The organism is Christensenella sp. KGMB01412 (assembly GCF_055522415.1).
Window position 1 is genome coordinate 418,009 of sequence record NZ_JBVFVW010000003.1, and the last position, 20,969, is coordinate 438,977.

Below are 20,969 nucleotides of genomic sequence, written 5' to 3' on the forward strand. Positions count from 1 at the left end.
ATTGGGAGAAAACGATATGATATTGCTGGTTAGATACGGAGAAATTCATTTAAAGGGCCTCAACAGGCCGCACTTTGAATCGTTGCAGCGGCAGGCGATCAAGCGCGCGTTGGCAGAGTTTCCAGACGCAAAGGTAGAAAAAGGCTACGGACGGTTTTATGTGACCGGAATTTCTGACGGGGAATTGCCGCGTGCGGTGGAGGCGATCACAAAGGTATTTGGGCTGCATTCGCTTTCGCCCGCTGAAGAGACAGAAAAGGATATGGATTCCATCAATGAAATGCTGATCCGTATGGTGAAGGACTACATGGCGGGAAAAGGCATTGCAAAGGCGACCTTCAAGGTGCAGGCAAAGCGTGCGGACAAGCGTTTCCCTCTTTCCTCCATGCAGCTTGCCGCGACTTTGGGCGGGAATATTCTGGAGGCTGTAGAAGGGCTTAGCGTGGATGTGCATCATCCAGATTTTACGGTTTATGTGGAAGTGCGGGAAAAATGCTATGGTTATATCGATGTGATTCCGTGCGCGGGCGGAATGCCGCAGCGTTCCAATGGACGCGCGATGCTGCTTTTATCCGGAGGGATCGACAGCCCGGTTGCGGGATACATGATCGCCAAACGTGGCGTTGAACTCAACGCGGTGCATTACCACAGTTTTCCATACACCAGCGAGGCGGCGAAACAGAAGGTAATCGACCTTGCTAAAATCGTATCGGAATACTCCGGAAGGATCAGGCTGAATGTTGTAAGCTTTACGGATATCCAGATGCAGATTTACGAAAAATGTCCGCACGAGATGCTTGTGATCATCATGCGCAGGTTTATGATGCGTATCGCGCAAAGGCTCGCTGAAAATTGCGGGGCGCAGGCGATTGTGACGGGCGAAAGCATCGGGCAGGTGGCGAGCCAGACGATGGAGAGCATCTATGTGACGAACAGCGTGGTTTCCATGCCCGTATTCCGTCCCCTGATCGGAATGGACAAAATCGATATTATCGATATCGCAAATAAAATCAATACATATGAAACATCGATTCTTCCATACGAGGACTGTTGTACGGTATTTGTGCCCAAGCATCCCACCACAAGGCCAAAGCTTGAGCGCATTGTTGAAGCGGAAAGCGTTCTTGATATTGAGGCGCTGGTTGCGCAGGCGGTCGAAACGGCGGAATACATACGGATCGACTGAAAAAGGTATAAAAAGGGAGGGATGCGGTTATGAAGTATTTTGAGAACAGGTTTTTAGGCAAGGTCATCATCATTACAGGTGCGGCACGCGGGATTGGCGCAGCCACGGCAAGGCGGGCCGCTAAGGAAGGCGCAAAGGTCGTATTGGTGGATAAACGCGCCAAAGAAGGAGAGAAAGTTCTAAAAGAGATCAGAGATGCAGGCGGGGACGCGATTTTTCTGCCCTTCGATATTTCCATTGAGGAAAATGCAGCCAAAATGATTGAAGAAACGGTCAAGACATTTGGAAAACTCGATATTTCTATTAACAATGCAGGCGTGATGGGGAATCCAAGTCCTGTCCATGAAATTGGGAAGGAAGCGATGGATTTTACGTTTGCCAATAATTTCTATAGCGTATTATTCTGTGCCAAGCATGAGATCCTGCAATTTTTGAAGCAGGGAAACGGTGGTGTGATTGTCAACAACGCTTCTATTGCAGGTATGACGGGGCTCCCGGGTAATCCGGCTTATGTGGCCTCCAAGCATGCCGTGAACGGGCTGACAAAAAACCTGGCCCTCGATTACGCGCGTTACAATATCCGCGTGAATTCGGTCAATCCGGCGGGAACGGCTACGCCGATGGTTGAGGAGGCTTATGCTTTTGTCATGGAAAAGCAAAAGGAAGCGATGAAACAGGGGCTGGATGCCGCGCAAGCGCAGTCCATGGCAGGGCAGAAAACAAAAACGATGCAGGAACGCGAAGCTACGGCGGAGGAGCAGGCAGCGTCTATATTATTCCTCGCATCGGACGATGCAACACATATGACAGGCGCTACGCTGCAAACGGACGGCGGCTGGACTTCGTTTTAAAAGTAATCCGCAAAAAAAGGGCGGCTCCCAAAAGGGAACCGCTCTTTTTGCATTAAAGTACCTAATTCATCAGCTCAAGCTTGAGGTCCTGTGGACGAATCCAGCCGGCCTTTCGCATGATTGCGGCAAAGATCAGCGTGATTACAGCCGGCAGGATAAAATGCACGATCGCAATCTCAAAGATCAGCATAGGAGCCGGCGTAGTCGCGCTCATAGCCGCCCATGCGCCGAATTGCCCCACAAGGCCGGACGTACCCATGCCCGCACCGGTTGCGGTATTGGACATCTGGAAAACCATTGTGGAGATTGGCCCCACAACAGCCGAAGCTATAATAGGGGGCAACCATATTTGCGGTCTCCGCAGAATGTTTGGAACCTGCAGCATCGAAGTGCCAAGGCCCTGCGCCAGAAAACCGCCCCAGCCGTTTTCCTTGAAGCTCATCACTGCGAAGCCAATCATGTTGGCGCAGCAGCCGGCAACTGCGGCGCCCGCCGCAAGCCCGCTGATACCCATCATAATGCACAACGCAGCAGAGCTGATCGGCAGGGTGAGCACCATGCCTACGATGACAGATACGATAATTCCCATTGGGAGCGGTGCGAGTACCGTCGCGGAATTTACGAAATCTCCCAGCCATGTCATGAAATTATTAAGAGGCGGTCCTACGAGCAGGCCGATAAAGCCGCCTGCGAGAATCGTTACGATAGGCGATACAATGATGTCCACCGGTGTTTTTCCTGCAACAAGCCTGCCGATTTCCGCGCCGACGAGCGCCGCTACATAAGCGCCTACAGGTCCGCCCATCGCATAGCCGAACGCACCTGTCGCGGCTGACGAAAAAATAACGAGAGGTTTGTTTTTAAGGCCAAAGGCAATGGCAACGCCGATTGCCGCACCCACCACAGGAGATTTTGCACTCAACACCTCCGTGAACTGGCTGAGCACGGAAAGCCCCGGAATTGTAGCGAGCTGCGAGATGATCAGCCCAATAATCAGGCTGGAGAAAAGTCCAAGCGCCATTGCGCCCATGCCGTCGATGAACCACCGCTTGGCATATTTTTTGATTGTTGCTTTTGCATTTTTTTGCATAAAAAAACGACCTCCTAAAAAGTAAAGATTTGTTGCTGTAACAGCAATAACTGGTTACTTCTTAAGCGGTACGTATACCGGGAAACAAATGTTTCACAACTTAGAAACCATGTGGCTTTAAGTACACATGACACCATATGATAGTTTTTATTATACAAAAAAGAAAACATGATTTCAATGAAAAATCATGTTTTTGTGAAAAAATATTCAAATTAGATTCTATGGCAGATCAATCGGGCAGCGTTACGATGAAGGTTGTGCCTATGCCTTCCTCGCTTGTGAATGTGATATCGCCGCCGCAGCTTTCCAAAATCTGCTTCACGATAGCAAGCCCAAGCCCGTTGCCCTGCCGGGCACGGGAAGGATCGCCCTGATAGAACTTTTCAAAGATACGCGGCTGCGCTGCCGCCGGAATACCTACTCCATTGTCTGTGATTTCAGCACGGACGCATGCGTCTTCTTTTTTGAGGCGGATGGTAAGGATTCCGTCGTCATGGGAAAACTTGATGGCGTTGGAAAGCAGGTTGATCCACACTTGCTGGAGCATCTCTTCATTTCCCGTATATTTTACGGATTCCATATCGATATCAAGTTCAAGGTTTTTTGCAGTCCACTCGTTTTCAAGGAGCAAAAGGGTGTTCCTGATTTGCTCGTCGAGCGAAAATTCGGTGCTTGCCTCGGGGATTGTCTGGTTCTCAAGCCGCGAGAGACGGAGCATATTCGAGGAAAGGCGCTCAAGCCGCATACTCTCGTTGATGATTACATCCGTATATTCGTCAAATTCCTCGGGCGTCAGGTTCTTGGTTTTGAGCAGGCGGGCAAAGCCCTGGATGGAGGCGATTGGAGTTTTGAATTCATGTGAAACGCTGCTGATAAAATCCTTGCGAAGATATTCCATGCCCTTGAGCTCGCGCGCCATTGCGTTAAAACTCTGCGTGAGCTGACCGATCTCGTCTGGCGAATCGTATTCAATGCTGATGTCAAAGTTGCCTTTTCCGATTTCCTTTGCCGCGCGCGTCAGGCGTTTTACAGGCTTGGTAATTTGCGTGATGCCTACGAGCATCAGCATTGCTCCGATTACAGCGCAAAACAACAACGCAATCAGGGCGCTGTTTTGGAAACTGACAAGCTCGTTGCGGTCCGTATGCGAGGTAATCATGATATAAGAGGATCTCGTCTTTAAAACAGCCACGGGGACAGTGGCGTTGTCCTGCGGCGCAAGATAAATCTGGTTTGTTTTCAAAGAAGAAAGATCGACGCCTTCCAGGGCTTCAGGCGTCTGCCCGGAGTCCGGATCGAAAACCGTGATCGAATAGAAGGGGTTATTGACCGCCTCGATAATTTCCTCCACATCCATATCTGTCGAGGTGGAGAGGTTGGCTACGCTTTCCGCGGTGAGCCGCAGTTGTCCCTCCATGTCTTCGAGGATGGAATTGCGCATAAAACCGGAAGCAAGCAAAAGGGAACTGATGCAGGAAATTAATAAAATTCCCACAAACACCAAAATAAATTTGATTTGGATGGAATGACCATGCCTCATACATATTTCTCCGCTTTATAGCCAAGACCGCGAATTGTGACGATCTTGAATTCGGAAAGGTCGTCAAATTTTTCGCGCAGGCGCTTGATATGCACGTCAACCGTGCGTTCGTCTGTCTCCGCGTCCATGCCCCAGATTTCATCCATCAGCTGTTGACGCGTGAATATTTTTTTGGGATAGGACAGCAGCTTGAAAAGCAAATAAAATTCCTTCTTCGGAAGCTCGTAAATTTTATCATGCGCGTTTACAGTCAGGGTGTCGTAATCGAGGGTAACGTCCCCCAAAACAAGCTTGTGCTCGTTGGCGATATTTGCGCGCCGCAAAAGCGCGGCAACACGCAGCAGCATTTCTTCCATATCGATGGGCTTTACCATGTAATCATCCGTGCCCACCAGAAAACCCTTTCGTTTATCCTCAAAGGTTTCCTTGGCGGTCACCATCAAAATCGGCAGGGTATAACCCGCCGCGCGGAGCTCTTCCGTAAGCTCGTAACCATCCATATTCGGCATCATAATGTCGCTGATAATCAGATCGATATGTGTAGAATCAAGAATAGAGAGCGCGGCCTCGCCATCGTCCGCATGATAGACTTCATAGCCTTCCTGCATGAGGTATGTTGCCATCAGCCTTCTTAAATTTTTATCGTCTTCCACGACCAATATATGAAACATTTGCATACTCCTGCGGCAAAACGAATTGTTATTCGCGCCGTATAAAAATTTTTTTCTTCTATAGTATATCATTTTTGTGAACCGAAAATGAAGTAGCCAAAAGGAAAAAGCCGATTACAAAGCGAAAACTCGAGACCAAGAGGATAAAAAAGGAACATTAAAATTGACAATGTATTGTTTAGCTCTTAGAAACCAGAGTTAAACATAGCATAGTTGTTCATGAGCAGTTCACAATTCGAAAAAAGTCTTGGAAAATGTAAGGAGTGAAGAAAATGTTACACGTAAACACACCGTTAAAGAAAGAAAAGATAGTATCTCCCAATCTCGCTGTTTTTGAGGCAGATGAAGGAATGCCGAAAAATTCGCTCAATCAGAAGTCGGTACCGGCTGATGTGGCATACCGCCTGATCAAAGACGAGTTGATCGACGAGGGCAACGCCCGCCAGAACCTCGCAACGTTCTGCCAGACCTACATGGAGCCCCAGGCTACAAAGCTGATGGCTGAAACCCTTGCGGTAAATGCGATTGATAAATCCGAATATCCGCAGATGACAGAGGTTGAAAACCGTTGCGTCAATATTATCGCAAATATCTGGAACGCGCCGGAAGGCGAGGCAATGGGGACTTCCACAGTTGGTTCCTCGGAAGCCTGCATGCTGGGCGGCATGGCAATGAAATTCCGTTGGCGCGACCTTGCTGAAAAAGCGGGCATCGACATCAAAGCCAAAAAACCGAATCTGGTTATTTCATCAGGATATCAGGTATGCTGGGAAAAATTCTGCGTATACTGGGATATCGAAATGCGCCTTGTGCCGCTCGACGAACAGCACATGAGCATGAATATGGATACGGTAATGGATTATGTTGACGATTATACAATCGGTATTGTCGGGATCCTCGGTATCACATATACAGGTAAATTTGACGACATCAAAAAACTCGACCAGCTCGTAGAAGAACATAATAAAACGGCAAAAGTGCCGATCGGTATCCACGTGGACGGCGCTTCAGGCGGATTATTCGTACCGTTCGTACATCCGAACCTCGAATGGGATTTCAGACTCAAAAACGTACATTCCATCAATACATCCGGTCATAAATACGGCCTTGTATATCCGGGTATCGGCTGGGTTCTGTGGAAAAACAAGGAATACCTGCCGGAAAGGCTGATTTTCTACGTAAATTACCTGGGCGGCGAACAACCCACGATGGCAATCAACTTCTCGCGTTCAGGAAGCCAGATCATTGGACAGTATTACATCTTCCTGCGTTACGGCCTTGAAGGACTTAAGCTTGTCCAGGGCCACACAAGAGAGGTTGGCCTGCACCTCACACAGGCAATCAAAGATTTTGGCATCTTTGAAATCTATAACGACGGAAGTAACATTCCGGTTATCTGCTATAAGCTTTCAGATCCGAGCAAGCACAAATGGACGCTTTACGAACTGGCGGACAGGCTTGCGATGAAGGGCTGGCAGGTGCCTGCATACACGCTGCCTGAAAACATGACGAATGTGCTAATCCAGCGTTATGTAGTCCGTGCGGACCTTTCCTATAACATGGCTGATTCCCTCATACAGGATATGAAGATGGCAATCGAATATCTGGAGAAGAACACCAAGGAAGAAGCGCCCGGCAAGCAGAAGACAGGCGCTCAGGGCTTTACGCACTAACACCTGAAAAACAGGAACGGCAACTAAAAAAACTCTTGTTTATTCTTAAATTAATTTTGATGGCGCGGCGGGCGCACTGATCCCGCCGCGTGGTCAATCTCTTGCAGAAAGAGGAGGTAATGAAATGAAAACAGTTGCGAATGCTGCTTCAAATAATAAGCATTTGACATTGTTCGGATTCTTTGCGATCACAGCCTCGATGGTTATGACCGTATATGAATATCCAACATTTGCATCCTCCGGTTTTTCACTTGTATTCTTCCTGATCCTGGGCGGCGTCCTATGGTTCCTGCCAGTCGCGCTTTCGGCAGCGGAAATGGCGACGGTAAAGGGTTGGGATACCGGCGGCGTTTATACATGGTCGGGTAATATGCTGGGTGAAAAATGGGGCTTTGCAAACATCTTTTTCCAATGGTTCCAGATTACGGTTGGATTTGTCACGATGATCTACTTCATCCTGGGCGCGCTGTCTTACGTATTACACTGGGATGCGCTCAACAATAATCCGGCGATTAAATTTATCGGTGTTCTGGTCATTTTCTGGGCGCTGACATTCTCGCAGTTCAAAGGCACTAAGTTTACGGCAAAGATTTCAAAGATCGGTTTTGTATTTGGTATTATGATCCCTGCCATTGTGCTGTTTGCCCTTGCGATCGGCTTCTTTACAACAGGCGGCAAGAGTCTTGTGCCGCTCGATGCAAAGGCGCTGATACCGGACTTCACCAAGCTCGATACGCTGGTTGTGTTCGTATCCTTTATTCTTGCGTACGCGGGCATCGAGGCTTCTGCTACGCATGCCAACGAGATGAAAAATGTAAAGAAGGATTATCCGCTGGCGATCATTATTCTGGTTATTTTGGCTATCGTGCTGAATACGATTGGCGGCACGTCAATCGCAGCGGTGGTACCGGAAAGCCAGCTTGGCCTTTCGACAGGCGTTATCCAGGGATTTGAAGGCCTGGTGCACCACTTCGGAAGCGGTATGGACTGGATTGTAAGCGTAATCGCAATACTGATTGCGGTCGGCGTAATCGCAGAAGTATCCGCCTGGGTGGTCGGCCCCTCCTGGGGTATGCTCGAAGCCGGTAAAAACGGGCTTCTGCCAAAGAAGCTGTCTGAGACGAACAAACACGGCGTTCCGACAAAGTTCCTGTTGCTGCAGGGCGTGATCGTAACGATCTGGGCGGCAGTGCTGACCTTTGGCGGCGGCGGAAGCAATGTTTCGTTCTTTACCGCAATATCGCTGACGGTTATCATTTACATTGTGGGTTATATCATCTTCTTCCTTGCCTATATCAAGCTGGTGAGGAAGCATGGAGACCTGCCGAGGGCGTTTGAGATATCCAAGAAAAAAGGTATCAAAATGGTTATGGCTATCGTTGGCCTGATCGTTTCGATCTTCGCACTTGTGATCTCGTTTGTCCCGCCGTCTCAGCTCACAGGCCCGGGTGCGTCGACACAGTACCTGACGATCCTGATCATCAGCTTTGTGGTGGTGGTGTTCGTACCGTTTATTATCTACCACTTTATGAGGAAAAAGAATCCTCTCCCGCCAGGCGTTAAAATGCCTCCGGTGACGGATGACGCTACGGCGGCAGGAACCGCTGCGGCTGGCGCGGCTGCACAAACAACCGCAGGAACTTCGGCTCCGACCGGTAGTGCAGGCCAAAGCGCAAATGCGACGGCAGATGCGGCACGGTCCGCAAAAGGGCCGCAGAATCCACAAAATAAATAGAGTCATTCAGGAAAACCTGAAATAAAACAACCGTGGAAATTTCCACGGTTGTTTTTTCAGTTGCAGCACGTACATTGCACGTAATTTTACTGAATTTGTAATACTACGCCATACAAACGTTGCAAGCTCTCATTTTGTTGCTTCTTGCGTCGTGTTCCATGTCAAACGTTACCTTTTGGCCTTCGTCAAGAGATTTGTAACCCTCTGCCGCAATACCTGAGAAATGTACGAATACGTCCTCGCCGCTTTCGTCGTTTGTGATAAAGCCAAAGCCTTTTTCTGCGTTAAACCATTTTACTGTACCATTATTCATAATTGGTACCTCCTAAAAATTATTTGATATCCGATGTAACAAAAAAACCTCATATTTCTATAAATCATCAAGAACAACGATTTACACAAATACGAGGTCTATCAATACATAAAATACTTTTTTAGTATAACATGGTCGCGTAGAAAAGTCAAATAAATATTAAAACTGGTTTTATTTTTCGAAATAGGGAGTTATTGGACAGAATATGTGCTAAAATGAAGAAAACGGACAGTTAGGGGAAAAAATGGAATATAATCAAAAAACAGACAGAAAAGAAAAAAATTTGAGGGATATGCTCCATCACGCAGGGGATGTTTATAAGGGCAGGGATATGCTGCGGATCAGGACTGAGGGCAGGCAAATTCGCGGAATCGGGCATCAAACATTCATGGATGATATGAACGCTCTTGGAAACGCTTTGTTGGGTTTGGGGCTGGCAGATAAAAATATTGCGATTATTGGACCAACCAGCTATGAATGGCTGGTTTCTTATTTCGCAGTGCTTTGCGGCGTGGGAGCCGCGGTGCCGATCGATAAGGAGCTACAGGATGATGAGATTGCCAATATTATCGCGGACAGTGAGGCCGCCTGCGTCATTTTTGCAGGCGAATACCAGGACACGATGCAAAGCATAGCCGCAAGCCTGCCGGAAGCGATTTGTTATATCGATATGGATCTGCCGGAAGCGGAGGACGATTATTTGGGGCTTTACGGACTGATCGAACAGGGAAAGCAGGAAAGCCGTGGCTATGAGCAGCGGGAAATCGACGAAACCAGGATGGCGTCGCTTTTGTATACGTCTGGAACGACCGGGAAAAGCAAGGGGGTTATGCTTTCCCAAAAAAGCATTCTGGCGGCTTCTGAAGGCGGATTAAGCCTGCTTGAGATCGGAAAGGTATGCTTGTCTGTGCTGCCGGTGCATCATTCGTTTGAATGCACACATGGCATTGTGATGATGATTCAAAATGGTACAACGATTTGTATTAACAACAGTTTGCGCTATTTTGCAGATAATCTCAAATTGTTTCAGCCTGATGCTGTATTCCTTGTTCCGTTGTTTATCGAACGTCTCGAATACATGATCTGGAAAGACGCAAGGGAAAAGAACGGAGAAGAAGAGCTTAGAACACTGATTGCAAAGAGCAACGATGAAATGAAACGTGGAATTGACAACAGGGATGAATATTTCAGGGATATCAAAGAATTGTTTGGCGGAAACCTGAAACTTTTGCTCTGCGGGGGAGCGCCGCTTCCGGCAAGACTGATGCGCTCGTTCCGTGAGATGGGAATTATGCTTGTGGTCGGCTATGGGATCACGGAATGCTCCCCCTTGGTGTCTGTAAACGGAAACCGCTGTTATCGGGATGGTTCGGCAGGAGTACCCATTCCATGCTGCGAAGTGAAGATTGTGGATGCCGACGGGAATGGAGAAGGCGAAATTTGGGTAAAAGGCGATAATGTGATGCTTGGTTATTATAAAAACGAACAGGCGACACGGCAGGCGATGAAAGATGGATGGTTCGATACCGGTGATATCGGACATTTTGACGAAGAGGGTTTTTTGTTTGTAACCGGGCGAAAAAAGAACCTGATCGTTTTATCGAACGGAAAGAACGTTTATCCGGAGGAGATTGAAGATTTTATTAAGCAGCGGATTCCTTACATCAGTGAAATCGTTGTCTATGCGCCGCTTGTGAATGGTATGAATGAAAAGAGGCTGTGCGCCGAGGTGTATCTCCAGGAGGAATATACGGCGGGAAAGGAGGCTGAAGAAATCAGGGCAAAGCTTGAACAGGATATTCAGAAGGTAAACCGCCAGCTGCCTGCGTTTAAAAGCATACAACAGCTTAAGATCCGTGACAGTGAATTTGCGAAAACAACAAAGAAATCAATCAAACGGTTTTCAATCTGAGAAAAATAGCAGGCAACGGAAATGGTTCCCGTTGCCTTTTTTGTATACTTTTTCTGCTTGACATATATCACAATATGATATATGATTATATCATAGCGTGATATATCGCAATGAGATATAAGGGGGGGTGATTGCTTTGGATTTCAAAAAAGCGGAAAAACGGTATATTCCGATGAGCGAGACGATGTTTTACATCCTGTTGTCCCTGCGGGAGGAACGGCATGGATATGGCATTATGCAGCATGTGGAAGAGATTACAAATGGCAGGATCAGGCTTGGCGCGGGCACGATTTACCAGAGCATATCAAAGCTGCTTGGCGACGGTTTGATTTGCGCGACCGGCGAGGACGATCGCCGGAAGAGTTACGTGATTACAGAGCTTGGAATGCGGATTTTGACCGGCGAAGCGCGCCGGATCAGGGAGCTTTATGAGGCGGTGGAGGGGTTGTTATGAAAAGCAAGGATACAAAGGCGGTATGGTGGTCGACATATAAATATGCCGCGCCCGCAGACTGGGAACGCTTTATGGAGAACATGGCGGCGGAGGGCTGGAATATAGACAGGATCAGGCAATCGGATTCTTTCCGGATGGTGTTTCACAAAACACAGCCAAAAAAATATCGATATGTGATGGATCTCAACGCTTTTCCCAAAAAGGGTTATCGAGAGCTTTACGAGGATTTTGGCTGGAAGTTTATGGGCAGGATGGCGAGCATTTACGTATGGCGCAGGGAATATACGGGCGAACGCCCGGAAGCGTTTACGGACAAAGCAAGCCTGGAAAAAAGAAATGCAAACGTTATGAATGTGCTGCGTGCGCTTATCATACTGATGCTTGCGGGGATTGCCGTAACGACGATTGCATACGCGGCGTTTCCGCAAAGCTTTACTGACTGGATCGATTATGTGGCGCCGGTTGCGATCTTTGCTGTGATGGCGGTTGTGCTGGGGGTATTCCTGCGAAAAATATATAAAAAGAGGGACGAATAAGAAATACCGGCGGACATCCGCCGGTATTTCTTATTACGGTCAGGGATTCTGTTTCAGCCATTTTTTAAACTTGCGGTCCTCAAGAGCAAGGTAACCGCTCTTCAAAAATGGAAGGAAGTTCCACAGCCAGTTGAAAAAACCATAGCTTGCGAAGGGATAGATATACCGCTTTTCTTTACGCACCCCTTTGATGACGGATACCGCCACCTGCTCCGGCGTTTGCGTCGGAAAGGGAAGGGGTGCGGCGTTTGCCGCGCGCTTGAAAAAATTGGTTTTGGTCGATACGGGATAGACGGTGGAAAGGATTACGTTATCCGGTTTTTCAAACGCATAAGCGTTCACAAAGCCGTCAATCGCGTATTTGGTTGCGGAATAGAAGGCAAACCCGGGAATTGCGACCTTTGCAAGCGCGGAATCCGTAATCACGTAATGCAAGCGTTTTGAGCCTTGCAGCTCCAACAGCTTTTGGAGCGTATAAACGGGCGCAAAAGTATTTGTCGCGTAAATCGCTTCCATTTTTGCCCAGTCTGCCGGACCGATTTTTCCATAATAGGCATAGCCCGCATTCGCAAAAAAAACGTCGATCCCGCCGAGCCGTTCCATACAGTCCGTTAGCATGGAGTCAATCGCTTCGGGCTTTGACATATCGTAGGAAAGGGCCGTTACATTCGCAAGGCCAAGCGCGGTAATACTGTCCGTATGCCGCGCCACGCCGATAATCTGCGCCCCCGGAACCGCCGCAAGATGCTCAAGGAGCGTAAGGCCAATGCCGGAGGAAGCGCCTGTGATCACGATTTTTTTATTGTTAAATTCCATTCAGAACAACCTTCTTTCAAAAAAAACGTTCGATGTCCACACCGTTTTCGCTGAGCCGCAGGAGAAATTCCTCACGGTAAATAATGTTTGCGTTAAAACGATAATTCTTGATTGTCGTCTCCATAAAAAAAGTGTTTTTTGTGACGACAACCCGTTTGATATCTTTATAATAAACCTGTTTTTTGACACCAAACATGGAGGCAGTAATGATAAATTCGTCGTAGACCTTGATGCGCCAGACAAGCGCCAAAAGCAGGACGGGTACGCCGCATGCGGCAAGCACCGACAACAGGACGATTTTCAGCGCGTCAAATGCCTGCCAGACCAAAAATAGCAGGAGCAGGCAGCCGAGCACTGAAAAAAAGACGACGCCAAGCCAAAGAAAGATGCGCGGATAACGCACGGTAAAATCCTTATGCGGATCAATCACGCGCACAAGGGGATGCTTGTTTGCATAAATGATGAAGTTGATTCCGAGCGCGACGAGTACAATCAGGAGCGCGCCCTGCCAAATCTGCATCATGAGGCAAGTTCACCCGTTCCTTTCTTTTTGCGGGAAGTGAGTTTTGGAATGATGAGCGCAAGCACAAAGGTGCCGACAACGAGAGCCCATCCGCCGATCATAATATATTGCAGGTCATAGCCGCCGTAAGGCGTCATGATGTTGGACACAAGGAAGCTTGACGCAAGGAAAATAAACACAATCGGACACAGGTATTTCAAAAATACGTTCCACCATTTTCCAATTTTGATTTTAGTGGAGCTGTTGATGTACTCGCGCACCTTGTTGATCCCAAAAATCCATGCTACGGCTATCGTCTCAAAGATACCCATAAACAGCAGGTTGCCCTCGTTTACAAAGTGGTCGATGATATCAAGCCAATACATACCCGCGTTGGTCGCGAACAGCAGCGCAAGGATAAAGCACGCAAGACAGGTTCCATAGAGCGCCTTGCGGGGCTTGATTTTAAATTTATCGGAGACCGCTGTAGAAACCGCCTGAACAATCGAAAACAGGGAATCGATTGCAAGGGCAAACAGCATGATAAAGAACAGGAGCGAGAAAATGACACCGACCACATGCCCGCCCGGGAATACGGAAAGCGCCTGCGGATAGGTCACAAACGCAAGCATCACGCCCTGGTAGTTCATATCCGCGATGGGCGTACCGCTCTGGAAGGAAAGGTATCCAAGCGTGGAAAACACCACAAAACCAGCAAGCAGGCTGATTCCCATGTCGGCAAGGCCTATGACAATGCTGTCTTTGGGGATGTCGCTGTCCTTTTGTAAAAAGCTGCCGTAGGTGATCATCAGCGCGAATAAAATACTCATACTGTAGGCGACCTGCCCAAATGCAGCGCGCCATACGTCAAGGTTGCCAAGCGCAGACCAGTCCGGCGTAATGTAATACCTGATTCCTTCGGAAGCGCCCGGCATACTCACTGCCTGCACACACATGATAATCAGGATCACAACAGGAATAATGACGATCCATTTTACAATTTTTGCCATCTTTTCCACACCCTTGCGCATGGCGACGATGACAACGATCCATGTAATCAAAAGGCCGATCAGCACCGGAAGGGAAAAGCCCTGCAACTGTCCCGGATTCTGTGAAATCTGCAATACGGTGTCGTTGAAAAAGCCTGCGGGATCGCCGCCCCATGCCATTGTGAAGGAAGCAAAGATATAGTTTACAACCCATGCAACCAACGCGGAATAATATGCCGCAACCACAAAGGCGATGATAATTCCCGCCCAGCCGATCCACTCAAAATTTTTGTTCATCTTGGCGAACGCGGACGGCGCGCCCAGCTGGTACTTTTTACCGATTGCCAGCTCCATCATCAAAACTGGAATGCCGATTGCAAAGATAGCGATGATATAAGGCAGCAAAAATGCGCCGCCGCCGTTTTGGTAAACCTGCCCTGCAAAGCGCCATGCGTTTCCAAGACCAACGGCAGAACCGATTGCCGCAAAAATAAAATTCGAGCGAGAACCCCAGGTTTCACGTTTCATAAATAGTACTCCCCATTGAATAATATATAAGTGCAAATATGATTCATTATAGCATAAATACAAGTGGGAAATAAAGATCATACTGCTTGTCAATTCCAACGCGTTATAACAGCACAAAGCGATTGAATGGAAAAGCTTTACGAATACAGCGTTTGCGCTTCTTCTGTTTCAGGAGGCGGACGCACGGCCGGCGCTGAAAAAACAGGAATATCGATTTGGCCTGGATAGTAAAATCATCCGGCGAATGGTATAATTTTCCCATGGAAGAGTATTTGAAACATTGCCGTCTGTGCCCGCGGGAATGCGGGGCGGACAGGGCGAACGGGGAAAAAGGAATGTGCGGGGCAGGAGGAGGCGTGAAGGTCGCGCGGGCGGCGCTGCATTTTTGGGAGGAACCGTGTATCTCCGGCGAAAAAGGTTCGGGAACGGTGTTTTTTTCCTGTTGCCCGCTGCATTGTGTATACTGCCAAAACGCGCAGATCAGCAGCGGCGCAGCGGGCAAGGAGATTACAACCGAACGCCTCGCGGAAATTTTTCTTGAGCTGCAGGAACAGGGCGCGCACAATGTCAACCTGGTAACGCCTACGCAATACGCGTTGCAGATCATAAGCGCGGCAAAGCTCGCGCGGCGCGCAGGACTGCGGGTTCCGTTCGTTTACAACTGCGGGGGATATGAAAGCGTATGGGCGCTGAAAATGCTCAAGGAAACCGTGGACGTTTACCTCACGGATTTCAAATATATGGACAGTGAGCCTGCAAAGAAATATTCCCATGCGCAGGATTATGCAGGATATGCCAAAACCGCGCTCGCGGAAATGGTAAGGCAGGCAGGCCGCGCTGTTTTTGGCGCAAACGGCATCCTGCAAAAAGGCGTGATCGTGAGGCACCTTATGCTCCCGGGGCAGCTGCGGGATTCCAAAGCGATTGTAGAATATTTATACCGTACCTACGGGGACGACATTTATATCAGCCTGATGAACCAGTACACGCCCATGCCCGGCGTGCCGGAAGAGCTGCGGCATAAGGTAAAGAATGAAGAATACGAAGAACTGATTGATTTTGCGGTTGATTTGGGTATCGAAAACGGATTTGTGCAGGAAGGAAATACGGCTGAAGAGAGCTTTATCCCTCCGTTTGACCTCACAGGCGTCGAACTCCACAACTAAAAGGGAAAATCAAAAAAACCGCTTAATAAAGCGGATTTTTTGATATGTACTACTCGTGGTGATACAGCTGTTTTTTGTTGCTGTAGTCTCGATTCATACGCTTTTTCAAACGCCAATCGATTGCACCTGTTCTAAAAATTGCTTGGCGACGCGCGGGGAACGCCCGCCGCGTTCGAGGGCATAGATTTCCGCCTGGCGGTATAGCTCCTGTTCGTCCATATCAATACCGTAAAGCTCTGCCAGATAGGAGACGATGGAAAGATACTGCGCCTTATCCGGACGGGAAAACGTAATGGTAAGCCCAAAGCGGTCTGAAAGCGAAACGAGCTGCTGTACGGTATCGTTTGCGTGAACCTCGTCTCCCTCGCGGTCAGAAAACGTCTCGCGCACAAGATGCCTGCGGTTGCTGGTGGCATAGACCGCAAGATTGCTGGTGCGGGCGGAGACGGAACCCTCCAATATGGCCTTCAGCGCGCCAAAATCATCATCGTCCTTTGTAAAGGAAAGATCGTCAATAAACAAAATAAATTTCAATGGATTTTTTCCAAGGCTTTCGATCAGCGCGGGAATTTCACGCAGCTGTTTTTTTTTGATTTCGATCAGCCGCAGCCCACGCGGTGCAAATTCATTTGCAACGGCTTTTACGGTAGAGGATTTCCCCGTGCCGCTGTCCCCGTACAACAGTACGTTTGCCGCAGGTTTGCCTTCAAGCAGTGCAAGCGTGTTGTCGATCACGCATTTGCGCTCCCAGGAATATCCGGACAGGTCCGAAAGCCTCGTTTCGTCCGGATATCTGACCGGCACGATGCGGCTGCCGGAAACGGTGAACATATGGTATTTGGCAAAAATACCATAGCCATGGGTGCGTATTTTATCCATGCGTTCCATGTATACGGCGGTAAAGTCCTTCGCGCTGTTATCCCAGTCCGGTAAAAAGCCTTCATAAGGAATCACGCGCCGTACGTCAGCGCTTTTGATGCTGCCAAGCTCCTGTAATATGGCAAGCTCAGCCTGCAGGCAAGCTTTGAGCGGTGCTTCTATCGTCTTTTCCTGCGCGCATTTGAGCATATATAAATTTTCATCCTGCAACGCGTAGTCCAGAATATATGCGCCAAAATCAGTCCCGTGGGCAAACAGGGCGGAGCAGAAATCTGCATAGAGGCCCACGCTTACGGCTGCATCGCCTTTTTCAAGCGAATCCGTAAGCATAAGGAATCGTTTTGTTACGCCGTCTCCGAGGATGCTGCGGAACAGAACGAGCGAACGGAGCTTCAATGCGATTTCGTTAAAATTTGTCATTTTTTGCACCTTCTTATTTTTCTCGATCATTAAATCCGTTACTATTATACAATCCGGGCTCAAAAAAATCAAAAGAAACCGGATGTGTCTCATATATTGGCATCAAGCATAGGAGGGATAAAAACATGGCAGTATATGGATATATGAGAGTATCCACAAGGGAACAAAATGAAGGCCGTCAAAGGGACGCGCTGGAAAAGTATGGAGTGCCGCAGAAAAATGTGTATCTTGATAAGCAGTCGGGTAAGGATTTTGTACGCCCGGCATACCTGCGGATGCTTTCGCGTCTGAAAAAAGGAGACCTGCTGGTCGTAAAAAGCATTGACCGGCTGGGCAGGAATTATACGGATGTGATGAAGCAGTGGCGCACGATTACGCAGAAAAAAAGGGCTGATATCAAGGTGCTGGATATGCCGCTTCTGGATACGACGCGTGAGAAAGACCTTTTGGGAACGCTGATTGCAGATATCGTTTTACAGCTTTTGTCATTCGTAGCGGAAAACGAACGCTCCAACATCCGCCAGCGTCAGGCAGAGGGAATTGCCGCCGCAAAGGCGCGGGGGGTAAAGTTTGGAAGGCCGCGCGCGTGCCTTCCGCAAAATTTCCGCGATATCTGTGCGAAGTGGGAAGCCGGAAGTATTTCCGCAGCGGAAGCGGTGCGCGCGGCGGGCATTCCGCAAAGCACCTTCTACCGGAAGGCGCAGGAATATAAAAAAAGCGACGCATAACAACGCCGCAAAAAAACCTATCATTGAGTCTCAAATCATTGTATTTGGCCGGTCTCGAAAACATTGATTGACCAGTCTCGAATGTTTCTAAAAACGTATACTTTTTTGTAACCAGTGAGAATCGCATGAAATTCTCATCTGTCTTTTATTTTAGCAAAATATATAGAAAAATCAAGCCTTTTTTTCCGAAAAACACGATTCCCAAAAAGTATAACTTTTGAGAAATGAAGGAGGAGACAATGAAACAGTTTCGGAAAAAAATGGCGGTCATCGTAGTGATTGCGCTGGTGATTACCGCTTTGATCCCGGTGGGGGCGTTTGCGGCAACCACCGTACCGACGATCCAGACGCAGCCGAGCGCGGCAAGCGCGGCCATTGGATCGCCGGCTACGTTTACAGTAGCGCTTGACGAGTCGGGCGGCCCGGCAGCGGCTGCCTGCACGTTCCAGTGGCAGGTGCAGAAGGCCGCAGACGGCGCGTGGGAGGATATCGATACGGTAGGCTCGGGCGCGAAGACAGCGTCCTACACAACGCCCGCGGCGACTGAGGAGATGAACGGCTGGAATTACCGGTGCGTGATCATAAACACGGCAACCGGGCAGCAGACCACGTCCGACGCGGCGGCGCTTACCGTAACAGGTATCCCGTCTGAACCAACCAACCAGATTCCGCAGGTCACAGTAGCGGCTGAGCCGGCTGACGCAATCACGGGTACGGGCGTAGTGGAAGGCACGAAAACCGCGCTTACGGCAAATGTGGTCGTAAAGCCGGGCAGCCAGCTTTCCTACCAGTGGAAGGTAAACAAGAACGACGCGGGCGCAGTAGCCTCTCCTGTAAACTGGCAGGACGTTGCGGGCGCGACGGACAAAACGCTTACGCTCACGGCTCCGGCAGTGGACGACACCAACGACCAGTACAAGTGCGTGGTGACAAACGAGAGCTATCAGGGCGTGCAGGGCGAATCCGCTGCGGTGACACTGAAGGTAACGGCTGCCCCGGCGGTAAGCGACGTCCCGGTGATATCCGCGAACGGTGAGCCGAAGGATATTACAGTCCTCGAAGGAGAGGGAGCCACCTTCAGCGTACAGGCCGAGGTCGCGACGGGCGACGCGCTTAACTACCAGTGGCAGATCAGCACGGACGGCAGCAACTATGGAAATATCGCGGGCGCGACGAAAGCAACCTATACGGTTGACAAGACGACAACCGCGATGAACGATTACAAATACAAGTGTGTCGTTACCAACAGTAAGGACACATCCAAAACAGTCACTTCCGCAGTGGCGACGCTGACGGTGGTGGCGCTCAGCCCAATACCGGTGATCGACGCGCAGCCGGAAGCACTGACCGTAGTGGCGGGCGAAAACGCAAGCTTCACCGTAGAGGCGAGCGTGAACACAGGCGACGCGCTTTCGTACCAGTGGTTTGTACAGGTAAACTCCAGTGGCGCCTTCGCATCCATGAAGGGCGCAACGCAGCCGACGCTGGACCTTGGCGCAGCGACACTGGGGCTGGACAACAACTCTTATAAGTGCGAAGTAACGAACAGTGCGGAACCGTCAAACAAGGTGACTTCCAATGCGGTAGCGCTTACCGTTTGGGATGTGGATAACGTTCCGGTAATCATAACGCAGCCCGTTGGCGCTGAGATCAAAGCGGGCGAAAACATTGAGCTTTCTGTGGAAGCAGAGATCGCGGCAGCAGGCGCGACGCTCGATTACCAGTGGGAAAAATCCATAGACGGCGGCAGGACGTTCAGCAACGTCAGCGATGGCGGCGTATACAGCGGAGCGACTACCGATACGCTGGCAATCACAGCGGCTGCCGGTGTGGAAACAGGACTTTACCAGTGCAAGGTAACGAGAAATTCAGGAACGGAAACAGTGACCTCGGACGCTGCAAGGCTTACTGTGGTTGTCCCGAATGTTCCGGTTATCAGGACACAGCCTGTGGATGTAACGGCAGCGGCAGGCGAGACGGCTACCTTCTCTGTGCTTGCTACGGTGGAACCGGCTTCCGGCCTGACCTATGAGTGGAAGGTGAAAAAGGGCAGTGGTGGATTCGTTACCATAGACGATGAGACGGACGCAACGGCTGCAACCTATGTTACGGTTCCTGTCACAACGGATATGAACGGCTGGAAATACCAGTGCACGGTCACAAACAACAATTATGCCACAAGCGCAACAACCTTTGAGGCTACGCTGACTGTAACCGACGCGAAGCCCTCGATTGACGTAAATCCGGACAGTGGGCTCACGATCGATAAGGACGCAGGCTATGTATCAGGCTTCATGGCGGGCACATCGGCAGCAAGCGCGCTCAGGGCCGGCGATATCGCGGCAATGTTTACAGTGCCTGTAGAGGCAAGGAACGCGGCGGGTGAAACGCTTGCAGACGGCGATACGGTCGGAACGGGCTGCACGGTAAACCTCGTGGCAGCGGACGGCACGATCATTGATACGCTTACCATCGTCATCAAGGGCGACGTGGAAGGAAAAGGCTTCGTCAGCATCGGTTCGCTCGTAGTGATGTCGAACGACATGACGGGCAGCGCTCCTTTGAGCGGCGCATACTTTGCGGCAGGCGATATGAACGGCGACGGCAGCATCACGATTGGTGATATCGTTACCGCTTCGAACATCATGCTGTAAGAAACTGCAAAAATAAATTTGGAGGATGAACAGAAATGAATAAAAAGAAAAAGATTGTTTTATCGATCGTGCTGGCGGCTGTGCTGGTAATGGCGATGAGCGTTACCGCGTTCGCTGCGGCTCCATCGGTGAGCGTCAGCAATCCTTCGCCAAACGTTGGCGATACGGTTACCTTTACAGTGAGCTGCCCGTCGGATGTGGCGGGAATCTCCGCGGATATCGCAACAAGCGGGCTGCAGTATGTCAGCAAGTCGTCCAATATGGGTAACGAAAGTATGCTGATCACGCTTGGCAACTCCGCTTCCTACACCTATAAGGTAACGGCA

At 49.5% G+C, this 20,969-nt stretch carries 18 protein-coding genes and 1 pseudogene; 11 read left to right on the forward strand and 8 right to left on the reverse strand.

The window, feature by feature from the left end; all coding sequences use genetic code 11:
• Window positions 1-16: 16 nt before the first annotated feature.
• Both thiI and ACS5WU_RS07500 read left to right on the forward strand, forming a co-directional pair.
• Complete coding sequence (gene thiI / locus ACS5WU_RS07495; protein ID WP_302760367.1) at window positions 17-1,186, forward strand: tRNA uracil 4-sulfurtransferase ThiI; 1,170 nt, start codon at window positions 17-19, stop codon at window positions 1,184-1,186.
• A gap of 29 nt (window positions 1,187-1,215) precedes the next feature.
• A complete protein-coding gene (locus ACS5WU_RS07500) occupies window positions 1,216-2,037 on the forward strand; it encodes an SDR family NAD(P)-dependent oxidoreductase (protein WP_059108757.1) in 822 nt (273 codons plus the stop codon).
• A gap of 61 nt (window positions 2,038-2,098) precedes the next feature.
• Here the strand turns inward: ACS5WU_RS07500 and ACS5WU_RS07505 are convergent, their stop codons facing one another.
• From ACS5WU_RS07505 to ACS5WU_RS07515, 3 genes are all read right to left on the reverse strand, one after another.
• Window positions 2,099-3,127 carry a PTS sugar transporter subunit IIC gene (locus ACS5WU_RS07505; protein WP_046443618.1) on the reverse strand — a complete coding sequence of 343 codons (1,029 nt, stop codon included), beginning with the start codon at window positions 3,125-3,127 and terminating at the stop codon, window positions 2,099-2,101.
• 229 nt (window positions 3,128-3,356) lie between these two features.
• A complete protein-coding gene (locus ACS5WU_RS07510; RefSeq protein WP_046443619.1) occupies window positions 3,357-4,667 on the reverse strand; it encodes a sensor histidine kinase in 1,311 nt (436 codons plus the stop codon).
• The gene (locus tag ACS5WU_RS07515; RefSeq protein WP_046443620.1) at window positions 4,664-5,338 is read right to left on the reverse strand and encodes a response regulator transcription factor; all 675 of its coding nucleotides are present in this window, start codon (window positions 5,336-5,338) and stop codon (window positions 4,664-4,666) included. Before ACS5WU_RS07515 ends, ACS5WU_RS07510 begins: the two co-directional genes overlap by 4 nt.
• A 272-nt stretch (window positions 5,339-5,610) precedes the next feature.
• On the opposite strand from ACS5WU_RS07515, the gene ACS5WU_RS07520 reads away from it, so the two are divergent.
• Both ACS5WU_RS07520 and gadC read left to right on the forward strand, forming a co-directional pair.
• Window positions 5,611-7,011 (forward strand): glutamate decarboxylase, encoded by a 1,401-nt coding sequence (locus tag ACS5WU_RS07520; RefSeq protein WP_052740467.1) that lies wholly within the window; start codon window positions 5,611-5,613, stop codon window positions 7,009-7,011.
• A 124-nt stretch (window positions 7,012-7,135) separates the two neighbouring features.
• Window positions 7,136-8,746 carry a glutamate:gamma-aminobutyrate antiporter gene (gene gadC / locus ACS5WU_RS07525; protein ID WP_082103470.1) on the forward strand — a complete coding sequence of 537 codons (1,611 nt, stop codon included), beginning with the start codon at window positions 7,136-7,138 and terminating at the stop codon, window positions 8,744-8,746.
• 103 nt (window positions 8,747-8,849) lie between these two features.
• On the opposite strand, the gene ACS5WU_RS07530 is transcribed toward gadC, so the two are convergent.
• The gene (locus ACS5WU_RS07530; RefSeq protein WP_046443621.1) at window positions 8,850-9,059 is read right to left on the reverse strand and encodes a cold-shock protein; all 210 of its coding nucleotides are present in this window, start codon (window positions 9,057-9,059) and stop codon (window positions 8,850-8,852) included.
• A 244-nt stretch (window positions 9,060-9,303) separates the two neighbouring features.
• Here ACS5WU_RS07530 and ACS5WU_RS07535 point away from each other — a divergent pair, with 244 nt between their 5' ends.
• From ACS5WU_RS07535 to ACS5WU_RS07545, 3 genes are all read left to right on the forward strand, one after another.
• Window positions 9,304-10,971 carry an AMP-binding protein gene (locus tag ACS5WU_RS07535; protein ID WP_302760366.1) on the forward strand — a complete coding sequence of 556 codons (1,668 nt, stop codon included), beginning with the start codon at window positions 9,304-9,306 and terminating at the stop codon, window positions 10,969-10,971.
• 172 nt (window positions 10,972-11,143) lie between these two features.
• Entirely contained in the window at window positions 11,144-11,425 is a 282-nt protein-coding gene (locus ACS5WU_RS07540) for a PadR family transcriptional regulator (RefSeq protein ID WP_200896524.1), read from the forward strand.
• Entirely contained in the window at window positions 11,422-11,961 is a 540-nt protein-coding gene (locus tag ACS5WU_RS07545; protein WP_046443624.1) for a DUF2812 domain-containing protein, read from the forward strand. Before ACS5WU_RS07540 ends, ACS5WU_RS07545 begins: the two co-directional genes overlap by 4 nt.
• 39 nt (window positions 11,962-12,000) lie before the next feature.
• On the opposite strand, the gene ACS5WU_RS07550 is transcribed toward ACS5WU_RS07545, so the two are convergent.
• Genes ACS5WU_RS07550 through ACS5WU_RS07560 form a run of 3 tightly spaced genes read right to left on the reverse strand, consistent with a single transcriptional unit; the run spans window position 12,001 to window position 14,796 of the window.
• Window positions 12,001-12,777, reverse strand: coding sequence for an SDR family NAD(P)-dependent oxidoreductase (locus ACS5WU_RS07550; protein ID WP_059108761.1), 777 nt, complete (start codon window positions 12,775-12,777; stop codon window positions 12,001-12,003).
• A 16-nt stretch (window positions 12,778-12,793) separates the two neighbouring features.
• A complete protein-coding gene (locus ACS5WU_RS07555) occupies window positions 12,794-13,300 on the reverse strand; it encodes a DUF6560 family protein (RefSeq protein ID WP_302760362.1) in 507 nt (168 codons plus the stop codon).
• Complete coding sequence (locus ACS5WU_RS07560; protein WP_046443627.1) at window positions 13,297-14,796, reverse strand: sodium-dependent transporter; 1,500 nt, start codon at window positions 14,794-14,796, stop codon at window positions 13,297-13,299. The genes ACS5WU_RS07555 and ACS5WU_RS07560 overlap by 4 nt, the downstream gene beginning before the upstream one ends.
• Before the next feature lie 260 nt (window positions 14,797-15,056).
• On the opposite strand from ACS5WU_RS07560, the gene ACS5WU_RS07565 reads away from it, so the two are divergent.
• Window positions 15,057-15,962, forward strand: coding sequence for a radical SAM protein (locus ACS5WU_RS07565; RefSeq protein ID WP_302760370.1), 906 nt, complete (start codon window positions 15,057-15,059; stop codon window positions 15,960-15,962).
• A gap of 105 nt (window positions 15,963-16,067) precedes the next feature.
• Here the strand turns inward: ACS5WU_RS07565 and ACS5WU_RS07570 are convergent, their stop codons facing one another.
• Window positions 16,068-17,261, reverse strand: coding sequence for an ATP-binding protein (locus tag ACS5WU_RS07570; protein ID WP_046443650.1), 1,194 nt, complete (start codon window positions 17,259-17,261; stop codon window positions 16,068-16,070).
• Between the two features lie 125 nt (window positions 17,262-17,386).
• Here ACS5WU_RS07570 and ACS5WU_RS07575 point away from each other — a divergent pair, with 125 nt between their 5' ends.
• The 3 genes and pseudogenes from ACS5WU_RS07575 to ACS5WU_RS07585 form a co-directional block, all read left to right on the forward strand.
• Window positions 17,387-17,989, forward strand: a complete 603-nt coding sequence (locus ACS5WU_RS07575) for a recombinase family protein (RefSeq protein WP_046443628.1) — start codon at window positions 17,387-17,389, stop codon at window positions 17,987-17,989.
• Between the two features lie 239 nt (window positions 17,990-18,228).
• Complete coding sequence (locus tag ACS5WU_RS07580) at window positions 18,229-20,643, forward strand: hypothetical protein (RefSeq protein ID WP_302760361.1); 2,415 nt, start codon at window positions 18,229-18,231, stop codon at window positions 20,641-20,643.
• 35 nt (window positions 20,644-20,678) lie between these two features.
• A pseudogene (locus ACS5WU_RS07585) lies at window positions 20,679-20,969 on the forward strand (hypothetical protein); the annotation flags it as partial.

What these genes read in the sequence shown, in the direction of transcription:
- thiI (WP_302760367.1), top strand. Translation starts at nt 17, where the DNA reads ATGATATTGCTGGTTAGATACGGAGAAATTCATTTAAAGGGCCTCAAC.
- ACS5WU_RS07500 (WP_059108757.1), top strand. Translation starts at nt 1,216, where the DNA reads ATGAAGTATTTTGAGAACAGGTTTTTAGGCAAGGTCATCATCATTACA.
- ACS5WU_RS07505 (WP_046443618.1), bottom strand. Translation starts at nt 3,127, where the DNA reads ATGCAAAAAAATGCAAAAGCAACAATCAAAAAATATGCCAAGCGGTGG.
- ACS5WU_RS07510 (WP_046443619.1), bottom strand. Translation starts at nt 4,667, where the DNA reads ATGAGGCATGGTCATTCCATCCAAATCAAATTTATTTTGGTGTTTGTG.
- ACS5WU_RS07515 (WP_046443620.1), bottom strand. Translation starts at nt 5,338, where the DNA reads ATGTTTCATATATTGGTCGTGGAAGACGATAAAAATTTAAGAAGGCTG.
- ACS5WU_RS07520 (WP_052740467.1), top strand. Translation starts at nt 5,611, where the DNA reads ATGTTACACGTAAACACACCGTTAAAGAAAGAAAAGATAGTATCTCCC.
- gadC (WP_082103470.1), top strand. Translation starts at nt 7,136, where the DNA reads ATGAAAACAGTTGCGAATGCTGCTTCAAATAATAAGCATTTGACATTG.
- ACS5WU_RS07530 (WP_046443621.1), bottom strand. Translation starts at nt 9,059, where the DNA reads ATGAATAATGGTACAGTAAAATGGTTTAACGCAGAAAAAGGCTTTGGC.
- ACS5WU_RS07535 (WP_302760366.1), top strand. Translation starts at nt 9,304, where the DNA reads ATGGAATATAATCAAAAAACAGACAGAAAAGAAAAAAATTTGAGGGAT.
- ACS5WU_RS07540 (WP_200896524.1), top strand. Translation starts at nt 11,144, where the DNA reads ATGAGCGAGACGATGTTTTACATCCTGTTGTCCCTGCGGGAGGAACGG.
- ACS5WU_RS07545 (WP_046443624.1), top strand. Translation starts at nt 11,422, where the DNA reads ATGAAAAGCAAGGATACAAAGGCGGTATGGTGGTCGACATATAAATAT.
- ACS5WU_RS07550 (WP_059108761.1), bottom strand. Translation starts at nt 12,777, where the DNA reads ATGGAATTTAACAATAAAAAAATCGTGATCACAGGCGCTTCCTCCGGC.
- ACS5WU_RS07555 (WP_302760362.1), bottom strand. Translation starts at nt 13,300, where the DNA reads ATGATGCAGATTTGGCAGGGCGCGCTCCTGATTGTACTCGTCGCGCTC.
- ACS5WU_RS07560 (WP_046443627.1), bottom strand. Translation starts at nt 14,796, where the DNA reads ATGAAACGTGAAACCTGGGGTTCTCGCTCGAATTTTATTTTTGCGGCA.
- ACS5WU_RS07565 (WP_302760370.1), top strand. Translation starts at nt 15,057, where the DNA reads ATGGAAGAGTATTTGAAACATTGCCGTCTGTGCCCGCGGGAATGCGGG.
- ACS5WU_RS07570 (WP_046443650.1), bottom strand. Translation starts at nt 17,261, where the DNA reads ATGACAAATTTTAACGAAATCGCATTGAAGCTCCGTTCGCTCGTTCTG.
- ACS5WU_RS07575 (WP_046443628.1), top strand. Translation starts at nt 17,387, where the DNA reads ATGGCAGTATATGGATATATGAGAGTATCCACAAGGGAACAAAATGAA.
- ACS5WU_RS07580 (WP_302760361.1), top strand. Translation starts at nt 18,229, where the DNA reads ATGAAACAGTTTCGGAAAAAAATGGCGGTCATCGTAGTGATTGCGCTG.